The sequence below is a fragment of the Brevibacillus borstelensis genome (assembly GCF_037834415.1).
Taxonomy (GTDB): Bacteria; Bacillota; Bacilli; order Brevibacillales; family Brevibacillaceae; genus Brevibacillus; species Brevibacillus borstelensis_A.
The window spans coordinates 21,800-41,435 of sequence record NZ_JAUMSJ010000045.1; the positions used below are offsets into that span (position 1 = coordinate 21,800).

The 19,636-nt window shown below is 55.4% G+C and carries 17 protein-coding genes; 2 read left to right on the forward strand and 15 right to left on the reverse strand.

Annotated features, from left to right (window positions below):
* Window positions 1-322: 322 nt before the first annotated feature.
* On the reverse strand, window positions 323-979 hold the full coding sequence (locus Q3F21_RS23930) for a response regulator (protein WP_340258610.1): 657 nt from the start codon (window positions 977-979) through the stop codon (window positions 323-325).
* Window positions 954-2,045 carry a PAS domain S-box protein gene (locus Q3F21_RS23935; protein WP_340258612.1) on the reverse strand — a complete coding sequence of 364 codons (1,092 nt, stop codon included), beginning with the start codon at window positions 2,043-2,045 and terminating at the stop codon, window positions 954-956. The genes Q3F21_RS23930 and Q3F21_RS23935 overlap by 26 nt, the downstream gene beginning before the upstream one ends.
* A 263-nt stretch (window positions 2,046-2,308) precedes the next feature.
* Here Q3F21_RS23935 and Q3F21_RS23940 point away from each other — a divergent pair, with 263 nt between their 5' ends.
* The gene (locus Q3F21_RS23940; protein ID WP_340258614.1) at window positions 2,309-3,475 is read left to right on the forward strand and encodes an MFS transporter; all 1,167 of its coding nucleotides are present in this window, start codon (window positions 2,309-2,311) and stop codon (window positions 3,473-3,475) included.
* A 76-nt stretch (window positions 3,476-3,551) separates the two neighbouring features.
* Here Q3F21_RS23940 and Q3F21_RS23945 read toward each other — a convergent pair whose 3' ends face one another.
* The 9 genes from Q3F21_RS23945 to Q3F21_RS23985 all read right to left on the reverse strand — a co-directional run bounded on the left by Q3F21_RS23945 (window position 3,552) and on the right by Q3F21_RS23985 (window position 12,932).
* Window positions 3,552-4,538, reverse strand: a complete 987-nt coding sequence (locus Q3F21_RS23945) for an ROK family protein (protein WP_340258616.1) — start codon at window positions 4,536-4,538, stop codon at window positions 3,552-3,554.
* A gap of 22 nt (window positions 4,539-4,560) precedes the next feature.
* A complete protein-coding gene (locus Q3F21_RS23950; protein WP_340258618.1) occupies window positions 4,561-5,382 on the reverse strand; it encodes a sugar phosphate isomerase/epimerase family protein in 822 nt (273 codons plus the stop codon).
* Between the two features lie 16 nt (window positions 5,383-5,398).
* Window positions 5,399-6,364 carry a Gfo/Idh/MocA family protein gene (locus Q3F21_RS23955; RefSeq protein WP_340258620.1) on the reverse strand — a complete coding sequence of 322 codons (966 nt, stop codon included), beginning with the start codon at window positions 6,362-6,364 and terminating at the stop codon, window positions 5,399-5,401.
* A gap of 14 nt (window positions 6,365-6,378) precedes the next feature.
* Window positions 6,379-7,353, reverse strand: a complete 975-nt coding sequence (locus Q3F21_RS23960; protein ID WP_340258622.1) for a Gfo/Idh/MocA family protein — start codon at window positions 7,351-7,353, stop codon at window positions 6,379-6,381.
* Window positions 7,354-7,366: 13 nt separating this feature from the next.
* The gene (locus tag Q3F21_RS23965) at window positions 7,367-8,356 is read right to left on the reverse strand and encodes a Gfo/Idh/MocA family protein (RefSeq protein ID WP_340258624.1); all 990 of its coding nucleotides are present in this window, start codon (window positions 8,354-8,356) and stop codon (window positions 7,367-7,369) included.
* A gap of 29 nt (window positions 8,357-8,385) precedes the next feature.
* On the reverse strand, window positions 8,386-9,222 hold the full coding sequence (locus tag Q3F21_RS23970) for a carbohydrate ABC transporter permease (protein WP_340258626.1): 837 nt from the start codon (window positions 9,220-9,222) through the stop codon (window positions 8,386-8,388).
* 22 nt (window positions 9,223-9,244) lie between these two features.
* Complete coding sequence (locus Q3F21_RS23975) at window positions 9,245-10,192, reverse strand: carbohydrate ABC transporter permease (protein ID WP_340258628.1); 948 nt, start codon at window positions 10,190-10,192, stop codon at window positions 9,245-9,247.
* Window positions 10,193-10,278: 86 nt separating this feature from the next.
* Window positions 10,279-11,574, reverse strand: coding sequence for an ABC transporter substrate-binding protein (locus Q3F21_RS23980; RefSeq protein WP_340258630.1), 1,296 nt, complete (start codon window positions 11,572-11,574; stop codon window positions 10,279-10,281).
* 152 nt (window positions 11,575-11,726) lie between these two features.
* Window positions 11,727-12,932, reverse strand: a complete 1,206-nt coding sequence (locus tag Q3F21_RS23985) for an ROK family transcriptional regulator (protein WP_340258632.1) — start codon at window positions 12,930-12,932, stop codon at window positions 11,727-11,729.
* Between the two features lie 241 nt (window positions 12,933-13,173).
* Between Q3F21_RS23985 and Q3F21_RS23990 the strand changes: the two genes are divergently transcribed.
* Window positions 13,174-13,698, forward strand: a complete 525-nt coding sequence (locus Q3F21_RS23990; protein ID WP_340258634.1) for a GNAT family N-acetyltransferase — start codon at window positions 13,174-13,176, stop codon at window positions 13,696-13,698.
* A gap of 303 nt (window positions 13,699-14,001) precedes the next feature.
* On the opposite strand, the gene Q3F21_RS23995 is transcribed toward Q3F21_RS23990, so the two are convergent.
* From Q3F21_RS23995 to ytaF, 4 genes are all read right to left on the reverse strand, one after another.
* Entirely contained in the window at window positions 14,002-15,042 is a 1,041-nt protein-coding gene (locus tag Q3F21_RS23995) for a copper amine oxidase N-terminal domain-containing protein (RefSeq protein WP_340258636.1), read from the reverse strand.
* A 121-nt stretch (window positions 15,043-15,163) separates the two neighbouring features.
* Window positions 15,164-15,877: a sporulation protein YunB gene (yunB, locus tag Q3F21_RS24000; RefSeq protein ID WP_340258638.1), complete on the reverse strand. Its 714-nt coding sequence runs from the start codon at window positions 15,875-15,877 to the stop codon at window positions 15,164-15,166.
* Window positions 15,878-15,922: 45 nt separating this feature from the next.
* Window positions 15,923-18,718 (reverse strand): calcium-translocating P-type ATPase, SERCA-type, encoded by a 2,796-nt coding sequence (locus Q3F21_RS24005; protein ID WP_340258639.1) that lies wholly within the window; start codon window positions 18,716-18,718, stop codon window positions 15,923-15,925.
* Window positions 18,719-18,846: 128 nt separating this feature from the next.
* Window positions 18,847-19,509, reverse strand: a complete 663-nt coding sequence (gene ytaF, locus Q3F21_RS24010) for a sporulation membrane protein YtaF (RefSeq protein ID WP_340258640.1) — start codon at window positions 19,507-19,509, stop codon at window positions 18,847-18,849.
* Window positions 19,510-19,636: the final 127 nt, after the last annotated feature.

The window sequence follows — 19,636 nt, forward strand, 5'->3', positions numbered from 1 at the left end:
GTACCGAACTTTTCCCTACAGTCAGCAAAAAAAGACTTCAAACATTCACTTTTTGTGGGAATAATGCTTAAGGATTCTTCGACATAAGAAAGTTGGATTAATCGTTGCAAATTCCTTATTATACAAAAGTTGGTAAAATTAAAAAACAGGTATTTTATACCTCTGGAAGATTTTTTAAAAAAAGATAACTCCTGTTAGCATTCAGAAGTTATCTTTTGGCTGTCTAAAACAGGGGGCTTTTCTTCACCCTGTCTCCTCTATTAAGCATTCAGAGATCCTGTCCCTTCAGTTAAAGCTACTATTGTTAACCATAGGCTCGACCTCATTCAAAATCAAGCCATCCCTTTTTGATCGCATACCGGACCAGGTCCGGACGAGTGCGAAGATGAAGCTTCTCCATGATGTGCGACTTGTGGGATTCCACAGTCTTGACCGAGACCGTCAATTGCTCGGCGATCTCCTTGTTGCTGAAGCCCTTGGCGATCAGGATCAGGACTTCCTTTTCCCGCTCAGTGAGAATCTCGTACTTCGCCTGCTCTTCCCCGTTTTTCACCATTTGCAGAAATTCCTCGATCAGCGACTTGGTCGCCGATGGATAAAGATAGGCCATTCCTTTGGACACGGTGCGAATGGCGGCGATCAGGTCGAGATCGGGAGCGCTCTTTAAAATGTAGCCGGCTGCCCCCGCCTGGAGCACCCGGAACAAGTACTCTTCATCGTCGTGCATCGTCAGGACGAGCACCTGGATGTCGGGAGCGGCTTCCTTCAAGCGTCCGGTGGCGGAAAGCCCGTTCTCCCCTGGCGGCATGCTGAGATCCATCAAAACCACATCCGGCTTGATTTCCAAGGCCTTGTCAAAAGCCTCTTTCCCATCCGCGGCATAACCTACGACTTCCAGATCAGGCTGGGCGTCGATCAGCATGCCCAGACCGGAACGGACCACGGCATGGTCATCAGCGATCAGGACGCGTATCCCCATGTTCTGCTTCCCCCTTTGGCAATGGTATACGAACAATCACAGTGGTGCCCTCACCGATCGCCGAACGGACATCGACGGTTCCTCCGAGCAGCTGGGCCCTTTCCTTCATCCCGAACAGCCCCAGCCCGGAGCCTTTGTGCTCGGCTGCTTCCACGTCAAAGCCGACCCCGTCGTCCACGATGGTGACCACCACTTCTTTTTCCCTGTCTTCAAAAACAATACCCAGTTTTTCGGCCTGAGCGTATTTGGCTGTATTCGTCATCGCTTCCTGGGTGATGCGGTAGAGAGCCGTCTCCACCGGTGCCGAGTAGCGGCGCCTTGCTCCCTGTACATGGAGATCGACCCCGATGCCAAAGCTTTTTTCCACCCGCTTGATAAGCGAACGCAGCGCCGGCAGAAGCCCGAGGTCGTCCAGAGCCGAAGGGCGCAGCTCCAAAGCCATGCGCTTTACCTCCTCCATCGCTTTTGCGGTCATTTGCTGGACATCCGCCACATGCCGTTTCATCTGGGCGCTCAGCTTGCCCTGTCCGAGGACGTTCAATCCGACAAGAATGCTGTACAAAGCCTGCCCCACGCCGTCATGGAGCTCCCGGGAGATGCGCTTCCGCTCTTCCTCCTGAGCCTGTATCACGAAATTCGTCAGCTTGTGCTGGTACCGTTCTTTTTCCGCCCGCTGCTGGTCAGACATGTCGCGGAGAATCATGACCAGCTTGCCGGGCGATCCTTCCGGCAGGCTGGTCGAACTGGCTGCCACGGGATATTCCCGTCCCTCTTTTGTCTTGAGCCGCATTTCAAAGGAAGGCAATTGCGAGCGTTTGAAAAAGCAGTCTGTACAGGTGGTTTCCTCCTGGCACGTCGCCATGCCCAGACAGATTTCGCATATATGTTTTTTTCCGACCAGTTCTTCCTGCGACCATCCGGACATCCGCTCCATAGCGGTATTGACGGTCACGATCCTCCCGCTATGATCGATGACAAGAACAGCATCGCTGATGTTGGTAAAGATCGACTGCAGCAGCGTGACAGTCTCCGGAGATGCAACCAGTTCTTCTCTCCACGCGTTCACCCTTGCCCCTCCTCGCAGACAAACATTCCTATTGCTATTGTAGGCTGTGGACCAGGGAAAGTGTATCGGGGAATTCCCTTAACCTCCGCCCTCCTGCCACCGGTTATTGGGACTGGAGGCATGGATGCGAACGAAGAAACAGACAGACTAACGATCTATGGAAAAATAAGGAAACCTTATCGCAGGAAATCAGGCGCAAGAAGGCACCTCCTCCTCCGCGCGCCATATAGCTGATAGAAAAAACTCATTCGGGGGAGCTGTCTATGTCGGGAAATCCTGGAATCTGGCTGTTTACAGGAGCGGCTACTTTGTTTCTGGTCGGAACCGATGTCTTTATTGTTTCACCGCTGCTGCCCGCTATTTCCGCGGAATTCAAAGCGACTCCGGCCGCCGCCGGTTGGCTGGTAACGGTCATGGCTGTCATGTACGCCTGCGGCTCTCCTTGGGCAGGCACGCTTTTTGACAAACTCCAGGAACGGCGCAGCCGCGTTCTGGTAATCGGATTGATCTGTTTTGCGCTTGCCAATCTGGGGACAGCGCTTGCCGGCAGCTATCTTTTTCTGCTCGGCAGTAGATTGGCGGCTGGCCTCTCGCTGGCCGCCATCGCCCCTTCTGTCTACGCTTTCATCGGCGATCTCGCTCCCGCCCACCGGCGCGGGGCTTGGCTGTCCGTTATCGTCTCCGGCAATCTTACGGGGCTGTGGGTCGGCACGCCGTTCGGTACCCTGCTTGCCGGATGGGGGGGCTGGCGGCTGCCGTTCCTCTGTATTGCCGCCGGGAGCCTGCTGCTTGCTTTCCTGAATGGGCAGGTATGGCCGAAGAAACGAAAAAACGCTCAGCGGCCCATCGCGGAACGTCGCCCCCTCGGCGATATTCTGCGTTCAGTCCTGGTAACCATATTGTGGTCGATGGCGATGTACGGAATGTATACCTTTTTGGGAACAGCCCTCGCCCAGCTGAATCAGTTTACGCCCGCCCAGCTTGCAGCATCGCTGACGGCATACGGAGTTGGAGCGATGCTGGGGAGCTTGAGCGGCGGGAGGCTAGCCGATTGGCTGGGGAATCGTCCTGTCGCTACTGCCAGCCTGCTTGTGCTCGTCCCTTTTCTGTCCCTGGTCGGTACGCTTCCCTCGTCAAACTGGCTTTATCCGTTGTTATTTCTGTGGGCATTTGTCGGGTATGCCTTTGTTCCCTCCTACCAGTCCCGCTTGTCGAATGAGTTTCCTGGCGAGACGGGCAGAATCATGTCCTGGAACATCACCGGCATGTACATCGGGATGACGCTCGGCTCGTATTTGGGCGGACCGGTTTACCAGCTTTGGGGATTTGCCGCGCTGGCGCTAATCTGCGGGGGCTTTGCGCTGGGGGCGGGGGTGTTGAGCTGGAGTCTCGGAAGAGGGATCGTAAAGAGGGGAGAGGTGCGCTTGTGACATGTTCCATCCGCTCGCGGTGTCGGCAAAACAGAAAAAACCCGACGTTTGGTCAACATCGGGCTTCCCACTCCCTTCAAATGGCGAGCTTTTTCCGCTCTGCTTGAAAAAACATGCCGGCTGCACCAAGCACCCCTGCCGTGTCTTCCATCGTGGAAATTTGTATACTCGCCTGTTTGGCCATCCGAGAAATGCAGCGTTCCCGGATCACCTGCTCCGCCGCCTCCACCAGCAGACGTCCGTTTTTTATCACACCGCCTCCAAATACCAACACCTGCGGATTAAAGAGATGGATCAGATTCGTCAGTCCGATACCGAGAAAATAGCCCGCCTGCGTCAAAAGCTCTATGCTGAGCTTGTCGCCGTTCTCCGCTGCTTCTCCGATATCCCTCGCTGTGATCGCATCTCGCTCTCCGCCGCCGACAGCGGACAACGAGCTTTCCGCTCCAGCCTTCAGCAATGCCTGAGCCTTTTTTGCCAATGCAAGCCCGGACACGTAATTCTCCAGACAGCCTCTGTTCCCGCAGGCGCAGAACGGTCCTTCCGGATGAATCGAAATATGTCCGAACTCTCCCGCACTGTCTCCTACGCCAGTGATCAGCCGACCGCCGCAAATGATGCCGGCGCCAACCCCGGTGCTGACAGTCACATAAATCAGGTCGTCGGTTCCACGAGCATTTCCAAAGGTCCGTTCCGCTACCGCAGCCGCGTTGGCATCATTGATCAATTCGACCGGAACGCCGAAACGCTCGTTCATCCTGTCGCCAATCCGGACGTCGTTCCAATTAAGGTTGCTTGCATAGATGACCTTTTGGCGAACGGTATCGATAATCCCGGCTGTAGCAATCCCGATTCCGCAAATGCGGTCAGTGCCGATGCCGCTTTGCTCCCATACATCCTGCACAAGATCGCCGATGCGCCTGATGACAGCCTGATCACCGTCCTGCGGTTGCGTGGCGATCTTTCCTTGACTGTGGATATCGCCATCCTGGTCCACGATTGCGGCAAGGATTTTCGTACCACCCAGGTCAATTCCGACGGCATATTGTTTGTCTTGGGTCATCCCTGCTCTCACATCCTTGCTTTCACTGGAAAATCGCATCAAGCGCTTGGGAGGTTTGCGCGATCAATTGCTCCGGCAAACGGCTGAACGGAGAAATTTCCGGGATCACATACCCTTGGTAGCCAACCTCGTTCAAGGCTTCAACGACACGTTCCCACGGAATATCGCCTGCCAGCAGCGGAACAAATCCGGTAATATTGCCGGTCGCTGTCTTGAAATCCTTGACGTGAACCGCCAGCAGCCGTTTGCCCAAAATCCGGATCCACTGTTCGGGAAAACCGAATTGCAAAACGTTGCCCACATCAAAGTACGCGCCGACCCACGGGCTGTCCACTTCGTCGATCAGCCTCGCCATCTCCAGCGGGCTGAGCAAAAACTTGTTCCACACGTTTTCGATCCCGATGGAAACCCGCTTTTCTTCCGCTGTTTTTGCTAGGCGCTTCAGCGCTTCCCGCGCCCGCTCGTATGCGATGTCATACGAAACCTCCGGCGTCACCAGTCCCGGTACGACGAGAACGGTTTTCGAGCCGAAGACGCTTGCCGCCTCCAGCATTTTCTCGACGATGCGGATGCCTTTTTCCCGTACCGATTCGTCATTGTCCGTGAGCGGGTATTTCCACAACAGCGCGGTTGATACGCTGGGAAGCTCCAGGCCGAGTTCTCGCGCCTGCGCGGCTACCGCCTGCAGCTCGGCTTCCGTCATTTCCAGGTGAAAAGGAGCCTCTCCCTCTCCCAGATTTAGCTCCACACCTTGGTAGCCGTGTGTTTTCGCCTGCCGAAGCATTTCTTGAATGCTGATGTCAGCCGGAAAGCACCACGCGTTGATTCCCTTTTGAAAAGACATACTGTTCACTCTCCCGTTAATGGTGCACGGCGACAGGCGTCCCCAGTCGCGCCGACTGATTGGCCGCCAGCGTCACCTCCAGCGTTTTGCTTGCGGATTCATAAGGAGACAGGATCAAGCTTCGGTCTCCCGTCAGAATCGCTGTGATAAACGCGCGGTCTTGCTCCAGGTACATGTCGATTCCACTCTCTATGGTACGGCTTCCCTGCTCGTCAACGATCGTCAAATGCCTGCCGTCAATCGCAACGCGGAAGTTCTTGCCCAGGACTTCCACGCCGGTGCGATGGTCCGGCTGGATGAAGCAGGCATCCAGATGGCCCACCGCCCCTGAGCGAAATGACAGGGCAACCGATGAGACATCGGGAATATCGGTTCCCGGCAGATCACGGGAGACGAGCAGTTGCATCTGGGCGTATACCTGCCCGATATCTCCCGCGAGGTAGCGCATGGTGTCCAGCGTATGGGTCGCCTGCTCCACCAGCTGTCCTCCCGACTTCGCCATTTGCCGCCACCAGCCGGTCTCAACGAATTTTGTCAGGTAGTGGCCGCGAACCATGGCAATCTTCTTGTCGGCCAGATATTCCTTGGCTTGTTGCACGGTGTCAAGGTAACGCAAACAATAGCCAGTCGACGTCATGATGCCTGCTTGCCGGATCACGGCTTGCTTGCGGGCGACGGTTTCCAAGTCCAAACCTGTCGGCTTTTCCACGAACAGATGAATCTCTTTGGCCGCAGCCTGTTCCTCGATCTCCTCATGAGCAAAAGGGGGCACGCAGATGAACAGCGCATCCAGCTTCTCTTTTGCCAGCAGATCGCGCCAGGAAGCGTAGCTGACAGCGCCAATCCGTCCGGCTGCTTCTTCGGCGGCCGCGTGATTTACGTCGCATACCGCAACAACCTCCACCCGCTCGTCCGCCGTCAGCCTTTCCAGATGATATCGTCCGATGCCGCCCGCGCCGATCATTCCTACACGAATACTCATGGAGAGTCACCGCCTTAGCGTAATGTAACAGGCTGTTTCTGCTGGGCTGATTGATAGGCGGCCAGCGCCACTTCCACCGCCCGCAGACCGTCTTCTCCCGTAACGGACGGCGTTTTGCGCTCGCGGACGCTGGCGACAAAGTCCTTGATCAGCTGGGTATCCATGTCATCGCCCCAGTTGACCCATTTCAAGCCCTTGTCCTCGGAATAGAGGTCCAGCTTTTGGGAAAAGACATCCAGCGAGAGGGTGCCTTCCGTGCCGACAATCTCCATCGTGACATCCCCCCAGACCGGAAACGACTTGTTGCGGGACCAGCTGCAATCCAGCGTAGCGAAGACGCTGTTTTCAAATTCCATGGTCAAAATGCCGCAATCGTCAATCGCAGAATCGGAAAATTTGCTGTCCACTTCCGCGTATACCTCGCGCACCTCCGATCCCATGAACCAGCGCATCAAATCAGCGACATGGACGGTGTGATCGATCACAGCCCCGCCGCCCGATTTTTCCCGATCGATGAACCAGCCGCCGGGATTCTGTCCGCGATTTGTCCCCCGAATCGCCATGATGCGGCCTACCTTGCCCTGGTCCACCAGCTGTTTGGCCCGAACGACAGCGGGGTGGAAACGCACAGGAAAAGCTGTCTGCAAAATCACGCCTTGCTCGCGGCAGATCTCGATCATCTCCCGGGCTGCGGCTTCCGTGGTCGCCAGCGGCTTTTCGCACAAGATGTGCTTGCCCGCATTCGCTGCGGCCACGGCATGCTCATGGTGTTTGGCATTTTCCGAGGTGATGATGACGGCGTCTACGTCGGAAGCCAGCAACTCCCGGCAGTCCTGATAAAACGGAACGCCCCATTTCTCCGCGGCTGCCTTGCCGCGGGCCACATCTTCATCGGCCACCCCCGCCAGCTGCACGCCTTCGATTTTCCGGATCGCATCCGCATAGCTGTACGCATGCATATGTGCGACACTGATGATTCCCAGTTTCATATCCAGTCCCCTCCTACACTAGCGTGACGGGCTTGCCCGTCTCGACGGACTCAAGCGCGGCGCGTGCGATTTCCACCGCTTTGACGGCGTCCTCGACGGTCACGATCGGCTCTTGATCAAGGTCGATGCACTCGATAAAATGCTTCAGCTCGCGGAAATACGGATTTTCCCGCAACGGGCTTTCTGGAACGGCGACGCCGCTTACGCCAGCCTGTTTCGCCCGATTGACTGCCACCAGCGGCTTTTCCTTTGCACTGTCGTACTGGATGATTCCGTGCTTCCCCGCCAGCTCCATTTTCATCGAGAAGCCTTCATGGGCCCAGGAGCCTTCCACATGCGCGATCATGCCGTTCTTGAAGCGCAGGGTAACCAGCGCGTAATCCATGCGGGCGAAGCCTCTGCCCAGCAGGCTTTTGGCGTACACGCGCTCCACGTCCCCGAAGCACCAGCGCAAGAAGTCAAAATCATGGATGATCATGTCCAGGACAAGTCCCCCGCTGTTGGGATAGTCGGCGTACCAGTCGTTCCAGGCTGTCGGGAAAATGCCTCCCCGGAATGTGCGAGCCACGCCGACCTCCCCGATCGCTCCTTCGCGCACCAGTTGCCGGGACTTTTCGTACTCCGGAAAGAAACGCAGCACATGTCCCACAAACAGCTTGACATTTTTCTCCCGGCAGTAATCGACAATGGCGCGGGCCTCTTCCTTGCTGCGCGCCAGCGGCTTTTCGCAGATGACGTGCTTGCCCGCGTCGGCTGCCTTTTGCACATAAGTCTTGTGAAGATAGGTGGGCAGGCAGACGTCGACGATGTCTACTCGCTCGAGGACCTCCATCGCTTCCTCGTAGCTGGCGAACCACTCTGTCTTTGTCTCCGCCGCCAGTTCGCTTCCCCGCTCGCGGCGGATGTCGACGATCCCGACAAGCTTGACGTTTTCCATCGCTGCGTATGACCTTGCGTGAACAGTACCCATGGTTCCTGCTCCGATTACCAGAACATGATGCATATTCGTTCCACTCCTTTATAGGGAAAATGCTATTTGGACCCGCTTAGGGAGATGCCTTCGACAAAATGTTTCTGCAGGAAAATAAAGACGATGATCATCGGCCAGATGGCGAGAACAGACCCGGCCATCAGGACGGGAAAGTTGGTCGTATGCTGTCCCTGCAGAGAGGCGAGACCCGCTGACAGCGGCATCTTGTCGGGAGAACTGTTGACGATCAACGGCCACATCAGATCGTTCCAAGACCAGAGCGCGACGAATATCGCCAGCGCGATCAGACCGGGGCGGGCAAGCGGCAGCATGATCCTCCAGTAGATCTGGAAGTGGTTGCAGCCGTCCAGCATGGCCGCTTCCTCCAGTTCCTTTGGCAGCGACATGAAGAATTGCCGCAGCAGGAATGTTCCAAAGGCGCTGAACAGTCCGGGAACGATCAGCGCAGTCAGGGTGTTGAGCCAGCCCAGCTCCTTCATGATCATGAACTGCGGCAGCAGAAAGACTTGGCCGGGGACCATCAGTACTGTCAGAAAAAGAACAAACAGTGCATTTCGTCCCGGGAACTCGATGCGGGCAAACGCATACGCCGCCAGCGAGCAGAGAAAGACTTGGCCGACTACTTTAATAATCGTAGTGAAAATCGTGTTCCAGTAAAATTTCGTAAACGGCAGAGTCGCCACCACGTCAGAGTAGTTTTTCCACTGCATGCTCTCCGGGAAGATCACCGGAGGGACCTGGGTGGACTCGCCCAACGTTTTCAACGAAGTGAGAATCATCCAGAGAAACGGGCCGATCATGAACAGCGCCCCTATGATTAAAAGGAGGTGGATTAGCCATTTGGACCGCTTCTTTCGCTGTGCTGAATATGTGCTCATTGCGCCATCCCTTCCTCTTGTGCTATTCATAATGCACCCATTTGCGCTGTAACCTGATCTGCACGACAGTGACCAAAAGGATCAGGATTAACAGAACGACTGCAATCGCCGCTGCATAGCCTCCGTCCCCGGTCAAAAACGCGTTTTTGTAGAACAGGTATGCCACGGTCTGCGTCTGCTCAAGCGCCGAGTTGCCCACCATCATGAAGATCAGGTCGAACACCTGGAAAGCGCCGATCAGCGAGGTGATGCTGACGAAGAAAATAGATGGCGTCAGAAGCGGCAGCGTAATGGTGAAGAACTGGCGCACGGGGCCTGCGCCGTCTAATTCCGCCGCTTCGTAGTACATTTTCGGGATCCCCTGCAATCCGGCCAAAAAAATCACCATGTTGTAGCCGATGGAACTCCAGACCGCCACGATAATGACGGAGTAGAGCGCCACATCCGGATCGGAAATCCAGCGCGGGCCGTCGATGCTGAGCAGTTTGAGCAGGTAATTGATCAGCCCGTAATCAGAGTTGAACAGCCACCGCCACACCATCGCGACTGCCGCCGTCATGGTGACCACGGGCAGGAAATAGAGCGTGCGGTAAATAGACAAGCCTTTGATCTTTTGATTCAGGAGGACTGCCACGAAAATGGACAGGGCAATGCTGGCCGGAACAGCCAAGACAGTGTAGATCACTGTATTTTTCAGCGCGATCAGCATGTTGGAATCTTGCATCAGGTTTTTGTAGTTTTCCAGACCGATCCACTTGTGTTTGCCGAAAGCCCCCCACTTGGTAAAGCTGTAGTAGACCGTCTGAATCATCGGCCAAATGTAGAATACGGCCAAACCGACCAGCGTTGGGGCAATCATTGCATAGGCCCACATCCAGTTTGTCCGTTTCATGCGAGTAAAGGAACTTCCTGCACCAGGTCGAACGGCAGCTGGACTGTTTGTTTGCAGTTGACTATCTGCAGTATTCACGCCTCATCCCCCTCACCAGGTCGTAGAAATGGAGGGCGGTCCGCTGAGGATTGATATCAGCAGGACCACCGCTCTGGCAATTGCCCTTACTCCTGCGCAAGCAGCTCGTTCATTTTTGCAGCCAGCGCCTTGGCAGCCTCTTCGACATTCATTTCGCCAGTAAAAGCTTTTGTCATGTATTCTTTTTCCAACTGCACCCACTTGGAGGTTTCTTTGGAGACCGGGTACGGCTTGGCGGCGGCAGCCTGGTCGATATACACCTTCAGGTTGAACTGCGGGATGGATTTGACCCACAGCTCCTGCGTTCCATTGAAGGCGGGAATCGCCGCTCCCGCTTTGGCCTGGATCTCGGCGGCTTCCTTGGAGCCGAGGTATTTGACAAACGTCCACGCTTCATTTGGATGCTTCGTATTGGCCGCGATCACATTGGCCAGTCCGTGGATTACGCTCGTGGCCTCCTTGCCTTTTGGCAATACGGCGACATCTACCTTGTCCTTGGTGTATTCGTTTTGGGCAAATTGGCTTGCCATCCATGCCCCATCGTACAGCATCGCCAGCTTGCCGGATTCAAACAACTGGGAGGCGTCCGTTTCCTCCATCTGGGCAACAGTCGGAGAGACTTTTTCATTGATCAAATCGACCCAAAATTTGATGCCTTCGATCGTTTCGGGCTTGTCAAAGCCGGCGGTTTTCTTGTCTTCCGAGATCACGTAGCCTCCGCTTTGCACAATCGTATTGTAAAAGTTCTCCTGCCCCCATGGTCTCGCCGCGATTCCATAAACGCCTTTTTGCGGATCTGTCAGCTTCTTGGCTGCCTCGCGAAGCTTCGTCCAATCCCAGGTCTCGTCCGGGTAGGCCACTTTTGCCTCGTCGAACAGCTTTTTGTTGTACCAGAGGCCGATGGTGTCATAGTCCTTGGGAAAGCCGTAGCGAACGCCATCGACTGTGTACAAGTCAACCAGCGCCTTTGGATAGTTGTTCATGTCAACGCCATCCGCCGTGATCTTATCGTCCAGCGGCAAAAGCATCCCGTTGGACGCGTACTTGACGATGTTCGGACCATTCATCCAAAATACATCCGGCAGGCTGTCGCCTGTCGCCGCCGCATCCATTTTGGTAAAATACTGTTTATGCGGGGTTAATTCGATCTTAACCTCGATGTTGGGATAAGCTTGGGTAAATGTCTTCGCGATCTCTTCCATCGCCGGCATTTGGTTTTTGTCCCAAACCCCGTAGGTGAGCGTTACCTTTTCGCCAGAGGTAGCGCTCCCGCTTTGGTTGGCAGTGCTTCCGCCGTTTGGCGCCGTATCGCTGCCGCCGCCGGAACAACCGGCGACTGCTACCATCAAGGCAGCCATTGCAGCCGAAACCCATTTTTTCATGAAAACCCCTCCTTAGCGTACGTCCCGTTTTTCTGTTTTCCGCGCACCGCTGCCTCTACACTTGCCTTCACACTTTTCTTTCCAGCCCCCTTTACTCACACCAGTTTTTCTTTCTTTTTCCAGCGACAAAACTAAGTTTTGAAAAAAAGAGGTTATAAGCTGAAGTGAAAGACCTCTTGCAACAGGACGGCGGCGGCAGCCTTAACCTCAAAATCGGCTCCAAGCGCTGTCGAACGGAACTCCAGCCCCTCTGTCATAATGCTCATCGCCTGTTCCTTGACCTGCTTTTGAATGCGGGCAAACAACAACTGGTTGTCTCGCATCAATTCTCCGCCAAGGATAATCAAGCTGGGATTGAACAGATTGACAAGATTGACGATTCCGATCGACAAGTACGAGGCCATCTCTTCCACGATGTCCTGGCAAACCTGATCGCCTTGTTGCAATGCGGTACGGAAAACCTCGGGAGAAATTCGGCTCATGTCCCCCCCGGCCAGCTCGAGGGCCAGTGTCTCCTTGCCCCGCGTGATCGCGGAGAGGACGCTTGTGTAGACGGCGGGCCAGCCCACGTAGTTTTCCAGGCATCCGACGTTGCCGCAATCACAGCGCATCCCCGCCCTGTCTACTGTTGTATGCCCCAATTCGCCGGCCCCGCCGCGGCTGCCGCGGAAAATGGAACCGTTTACAACAAGCCCCGAGCCGACGCCTTCGCCAATGGTTACAAACAGCAGATTTTCGGCGCCCATGCCGACGCCAAAATTTTTCTCGGCCAGAACGATCGCATTCGCGTCGTTGTCCAGCCAGGTTTTCAAGCCGAATCTCGCTTCCACCTTGTCCTTCAACGGAACGTCCTTTAGCTGAAGCTTGGAATTAAAGCGGATCACGCCGCTGTAGGCGTCGACGATTCCCGGCGAAATCACGGAAATTCCCAGACACTTGGAGACATCTCCGACACGGCCGAGGAAATCTCCAATTGCGTCAATCACGTGCCCGACCACGGATTCGCCTTGCATTCCCGGCCCCACCGGGTAGACGCTTTTTTGGCGAATCGCCGCCTCCAGATTCAACTCGGCGATCGTAATCGCCGTATTGGTAATCGAGACGCCGATCAAGAACTGCCCGTCCGGACAAAACCGTACCAGGATCGGCTTGCGCCCGCCTTTGGACGCTCCCGTTCCATCCTCCACGACAAGGCCGTCGCGGATTAGCTCGTTGACAGCAGACGTGACAGTCGTCGGGCTGATGCCCTGCTTTTTGGCAATGTCGCTGCGTGAGATGGGCCCATGCTGACGGATTGTGTCAAGAATGATAAAACGGTTAAGTTCTTGAATCAATTTCAGATCTCCAGTCCTGCGCATCGATTAAGCCCGTCCTTTGTTTTTCCAATGACTTTATAAAGTGATTATACTGAATATTTTATATTGGGTCAATCGTTTACCTTTACAGATTAGTCATCCTCTTCCCGCAATCGTACTGTCATGCACTTTCCGCCCCGTGGATTCCAGTGTAAGATAAAAATGCGTCGTTGCCAGGCTGGCCATTTGCAATATTCAAGGCCGAGCGAAAATAAAATCTCGTTTAAATGAGGAGGGCAGACCCTTGAACAATGACAAGTCTCTTACCATCAAGACTTTGAGTCCGAAAGATGCCGAGCAATACATAGCCCTGCGCCTCGACGCTCTGAAACTAAATCCGGAAGCTTTCCTGACTACCTATGAAGAAACCATCCAGGACAAAAACCTGCTCGATACATGGAAAACCCGCTTGACCCCCACCCCGAGCGCATTCACGATGGGCGCATTCATCGGAGATTCCTTAGTCGCTGTAGCCACGCTCATACGGGAGAGCCATGTAAAATTGAGGCACAAGGCATCCCTGGTAGGCGTCTACTCCACCCCTGCCCAGCGCGGGAAAGGGATAGCCAAAAAACTCATTTCAGCCATGATCGAGAAAGCAAGAGAGCTGGACGGTCTTGAGCAGATCAATCTGACCGTAGCCAGCGAAAATATGGCGGCCCGCCAGCTTTACCTCTCCCTGGGGTTTCAAGTATTCGGCACGGAAAAGAATGCCCTCAAGCACAACGGCGTTTACTCCGATGAGGATTACATGGCATTGGCCCTGTAGGGAGATCACTGCCCTTGCATTTGACACTGTTTTCTGAAACTTTTCTCTGCGTTTTTCGTACTTCGTTTCAAATGGAAAAAACGGAGTGGAATGCATGGAGCTGTTTATCTTCGTTTTTGAATGTATCGGCAATATCGTCGGCGCTCTCCTCAGCAAAGACCGTGCTTAGTCAAAGTCTTTCAAACAGCAGCCGACTGAATGAAAATACCAGCCATCGTGATTCAAACCCGCATCATGGAACCTGCTTTCCTTTGCGCCAAAAAAGCGGCCCAGCATACACTGGACCGCTTCTTTGTCTCGCTCTTATTTTTTCGCTTCCTCATGGGCCGCTGGCTCCACAGCGATCGCGTTGTCAGCAGGCTCCACGACGATTTTTTCCGCCACGCCCTGCGGTATCGCGCTGCGAGTCAGCTTCGGGCTGTAGAAAGCAAATACTTTCGCATCCTTCTTCAGATCAGTGATTGTCAGCGTTTTGTTTCCGTCTGTGCCGACAATCTTCGTTTGGTCGTTTACGAGCAGATGAATCTTTTCGAACGAGTTGTCCGTCAAACGCTCGCCCTCGACAGCGATTCGCACTCCGCCATCCTTGTTTTCTTCGACACTTGCAAGAGAGCCGAATGTTCCGAGAACGTCCTCAGTCTGCATGCTGTTCTTGATGACGATCTCTTTTGCCAGCGTTTGCGGCGGCAAGCTCATCGCCATGAATCTCTCGTGGACAACCTCGATTTCCATGCCCAGCTTCAGGTCTTGAGCCTTTGCCGCCTTGCCGTCTGCCGTCACGATTTTCGTTTCGTCCGCCACGTGCAGCAGGATGCCCCGCTGATAGCCATTCAGCAAGATCGATACTTTGCCGTCCGTGTTGCGGATGCTCGTGATCGTTCCCGCCTTCTTTACATGATCCTGATTCTCTTCCGCCGCTACGGTGACCGAATTCCCGGACACCTGCACCGGCGTTTGCAGGATTTGCTCCACAAAGGCAACCGGCACATACGTATTGCCGTTGATCAGCTTTGGCGCCGCTCCCACTGTTTTGTACATGCGAGCAAAGGGATAGCGGTCTTCGCCGGCTTTGGCGTAGCTCCAAACGGCTCCCTTTTTCACCTCTGCCGCTTTGGTCTGGCTGTTCCAGCTTACTTCATATCCAAGCGACTCCGCCACTTCCCGAAGCGGTACCAGAATCGTCTGTTGCTGTTTATCGTCAATAGCGTGCTTGCCGAGTTCCTGCCCTTTTATCTGTACGGACAACTCGCGTACGGGCTCGGATGTCGCGAGTGCGCTGACGCCATTCATCGTCAGGACGGCGGCTGCCAGCAAAGTCATGGACACGGATTTCATTTTTTTCATGCTGTCATCTCCTCTTCTTCTCTTGTTTGTATGTTGTCCTGGTATTGGGACGACAGCAACGAAAAAAACGTTTCACGATTTTCTCAAACGGCAGGATCGCGGTCCGGGTCCTCCCCGGTGATTACGGGTTGGCCACGCCTTGCGGAGCCTGTGGAGTCCGCGGATACGGCACATCCGGCTTGCCGGCGGGATTGTTGTACAAATAGTCGGGCACTTTGCCCACGACGAGCGCTTCGGTGATCGGAATCTGGGTGACTACCGTCTTTTCCTCGGTGGCAAATGGAATGACGATCCGGAGCGTGACCTCCGCCTGAATGTAGACCGTGACCAGCACCATGTTGATTCCGGCCTGCTTCATGCCGGTCTCCAGCCTGGTCTTTACCGAACCGACCGGAACAAACGAGACGGGAATTTCTGGCCCGTAGCGCTCGAGAAACACGCTTTTCGTCGCCAGCCCGAGCGGAACGGCGATTTTTACGTTGTCCTCCTCGAACTCCTTCATCCGGTTTTGAATCCGGGTCGTCGTCTCCCCTACAATCCGCGCATATTGTTCAAAATTAAAATTCATCGCCTTGACGTTTCCTTGGTTGTCCTTTTCCATCACGATAATGTCGTTGAAGTCCACTCCCTGCTGGGTCAGCCGCTTGGTGACCACATCGGTGATCGCGAGCTTTGCCACCTGATCCGCTTTTTGCGCCGCAATCAGCAGCAGGGTCGGCTCTATCCGTTTCTCCACGGCCACGAACAGAATCATGAACGCGATGAGCAGCGCGACAAGCGTCAGAAAGAGTCGTCTCCCCCTCCGCCGCCAGCCTCCTTTACGATAGCGAGCCACGATATCGCTCTCTCCCGGCTTTTTGACATCTGCCTTGCGAAAGGATCAGGAACGTACCGTCCCGGCAGTCGATCTGTCCGCGGTCCTTGAACGGCCGCGCCGCAGCACGCCGCCCATGCCCGCGACGAATGTGGGGATGCCCGCCGCCACGATAATCAATGCCCAGTCGCGGAAGTACAGATCGGTCGTTTTGAAGATCGGCTGGAGCGCATCCAGATAGACGACGCCCAAAACGAGCACGATCGAAGACAGCACGGCCCACACCAGGTATTTGTTCTCGAAAATATTGCGATGGAAAACGCTGTGCTGGCTGCGGCAGTCAAAGACGTGAATCAGCTGGGCCATGACGAGCGTGACAAAGGCGACCGTCTGTGCGTGGACGAGGTCATCCGGGTTCTCCCGCCAGGTCAGCCAGAAGGCCAGAAGCGTCATCAAGCCGATCAAAAAGCCGCGGCTAACAATCTTCCACCCCAGCCCTCTGGCAAAAATGTTTTCGTGCTTGTTGCGCGGCCGCTGGTACATCGTGTCTGCCTCGGGCGGATCGACCCCGAGCGCCATTGCCGGAAGCCCATCCGTCACCAGGTTCACCCAGAGAATCTGGATCGGCACCAAGGGCAGCGGCATCCCCAAAATCATGGCGAAAAACATGACCAGAATCTCGCCCACATTGGAAGCGAGCAAATAGCGGATGAACTTGCGAATGTTGTCGTAAATGTTGCGGCCTTCCTCGACGGCAGCGACGATGGTGGCAAAGTTGTCATCCCGCAGAACCAGATCGGCTGCTTCCTTGGTCACGTCGGTACCGGCAATCCCCATGGCAATCCCGATGTCTGCCGTCTTGATCGCCGGGGCGTCGTTTACCCCGTCGCCTGTCATCGCGACCACATGTCCCTTGCTTTGCAGGGCCCGAACGATCCGCAGCTTGTGCTCCGGCGAGACCCTGGCGTAGACCGCCACCCGCTCCGCACGCTCGGCCAGCTCCTCGTCGGTCAATCGATCCAGCTCGCGGCCCTCCATGATCTCTCCGTAACCCCGCATCAGCCCGATTTGTCGGGCGATCGCCTCGGCGGTGATCCGGTGGTCGCCAGTAATCATCACCGTTTTGATGCCCGCCTGGTGACACAGGTTGATCGCCGGACGCACTTCTTCGCGCGGCGGATCGATCATCCCCGCAAGGCCGACAAAGATCAGGTCGCTTTCCTTTATTTCGGTTGATTGTCCCTTGCGATAGCCTTGCAGCGGTTTGTAGGCGAACGCCAGTACACGCAAGGCCTGGGCCGCCATTTCCTCGGTCTGGTCCAAAATCCGGTGGCGCATCGTGGCGGACAGAGGCTGCACTTGGCCGTTCCACATGATGTGGGTGCATCTGGAGAGAAGCGCTTCCGCCGCCCCTTTGGTCAGCAGCGCGTAGCTTCCGTCGCTCTTTTGCTCTACGACCGACATCATTTTGCGGTCGGAGTCAAACGGAATTTCGTCTACGCGAACGCCCTCCTGACGCCCTTTGCCTGTCTCCGGATCAAAGCCGAGGCCCTTGGCCGCAAGTACCTTCAAAGCCCCTTCCGTCGGGTCTCCTACTACCTGCCAGCGTTTTACCGTTTTCCCCATGCCGAGCAGTCTGCGCGCCTTTTCTTCTTCGCAGGAAAGCTGGGCGTTGTTGCAGCGCTCAGCGATCTGCAAAAGCTGCAGCAGCGCCTGATCGCGCTCGGGAGCGATCTGCTTGCCCTGCAGGAGAAAAGCGCCGTGCGGCTCGTAGCCGCTTCCCGTTACCTCATAGGTCGTATTGCCGTGCCAGATGTGGGTGACGGTCATTTTGTTCTGGGTCAAGGTCCCCGTCTTGTCGGAGCAAATGACCGAAGCGCAGCCAAGCGTTTCTACAGAAGGCAGCTTGCGGACAATCGCGTTTCGCCTGATCATCCGCTGTACGCCTAAAGCCAGGGCAACAGTCACGATGGCTGGCAAACCCTCCGGGATGGCAGCGACAGCCAAACTAACCCCGGCGAGAAACATCGTAAACAGTTCATGTCCGTGCCACACTCCGGCTCCGATGACCACCAGCGTGAGCAGGACGGCCACGACCACAAGAATTTTTCCCATTTGCTCCAAGCGAATCTGCAAGGGAGTCTCCGCCATTTCAGCCTGGTTCATCATGTGGGCGATCTTTCCGATCTCCGTGTCCATGCCGGTGGAAACGACCAGCCCTTGCCCGGTCCCTCCGGTCACCATCGTGCCCATGAAGGCGAGGTTTTTCTGGTCCCCGAGCGGCACCGCGTCGTCGGATACCGCTGACAGCGGCATGGCGGTTTTGGAGACCGGCACGGATTCCCCTGTCAGTGCGGACTCTTCGATCTCAAGCCGGTTGGCTGAAAACAGGCGCAGGTCAGCCGGAACCCGATCCCCCGCCTCCAGCAGCACCAGATCGCCGGGAACAAGCCGGGATGCCGGGATGAGAAAAAGCTGGCCGTCGCGCATCACGCGGGCCATCGGGGAGGCCAAATCCTTCAGCGCCTGCAGGGAGCGTTCTGCCTTGGCCTCCTGGATAAAGCCCAGCACCCCGTTAATGAAAATGATGGCGATAATCGTGATGGCATCGAGATACTCTCCGAGAAAATAAGAAATCAACGTGGCAACGAACAGAATCAGCACCATGAAATCTTTAAACTGGTCGAGCAAGACCGTATACAGCGGCTTGCGCTTGCGGGCCGCCAGCTGGTTGGCGCCGATCTTGGCGAGTCTGCGCTCCGCTTCGCTCTGCGACAGACCCTGTCTGTCGTCGCTTTCCAAGGCTCTCGTCACTTCAGCAGCCGCAAGCGTGTACCATTTTCGATTAGGCCTTGTGTCCACCTTAAATCTCCTCCATCCCGTTCACACTTCATCTCATATGTATGCAGACAGGCCTCAAAATAACCCACTTGTCCGGCGAACATGCAAACAACCCGTCCTTTGTACCGATCGGACGGGTCGATTTCCTATTACGTGAAGCTTTTGAACAAACCGATACAGATGAGCAGAATGGGAGGAAACCAGGTCAGCCGCGACAGCCACTTCCATTTCCCCGCCTGTCGGCCCAACACCACGCCGAGAAACAGCAGACCGCCGCTCATCAGAGCGATGCACACGGCTACAATCAGCGGAGAGTAGCCCAGAAAGGTCAAACTGATTCCCGCGCCAAAAGCATCCAGCGACAGCGCGAGCCCCAGCATAACCGCTTCCCTGCCCGTAATATGCCCCGATTTGTCGGCATCCGCATAGGAGGGATCCCGGAGGATCTGAATAATCAGACCAAACACGCGGAACTGGGATACAAGGGCCGGACCGTCGCTTTGTTCATTGTCGTCGGCATTTTCCCGGACCTTTTCTTCTGAGCGGGCGCTGACAAGCCGCCATAAGGTAAACGTGCCCATCCCGATCAGTACAGCCGCTCCGATCTGTTTGCCCCACTCCGGTGACAGCCAGAATAAAAGCGTCGAACCTACTGCCATTACTGTATACACCACGGCAAAGGAACAACCTGCGACGACCGCAAGGGATACCAGAGGAATCCGCATATTCCGAAGACCGTATGTCAGTCCAACAGTGACGCTGTCCATGCTAGTCGCCAGGGACACAAGAAGAAGCGAGAGCCAGCCGTTCATGATGCCATCACCTCTCTTTCCCATTGCCCTTTAGAATACGCTCCGGGCTTATCCGATGTGCCCTTTCCGCACAGGAGCGTTTCAGGAACGCTTCTGATCATCTGTAATCACCATATGTATCAAACAT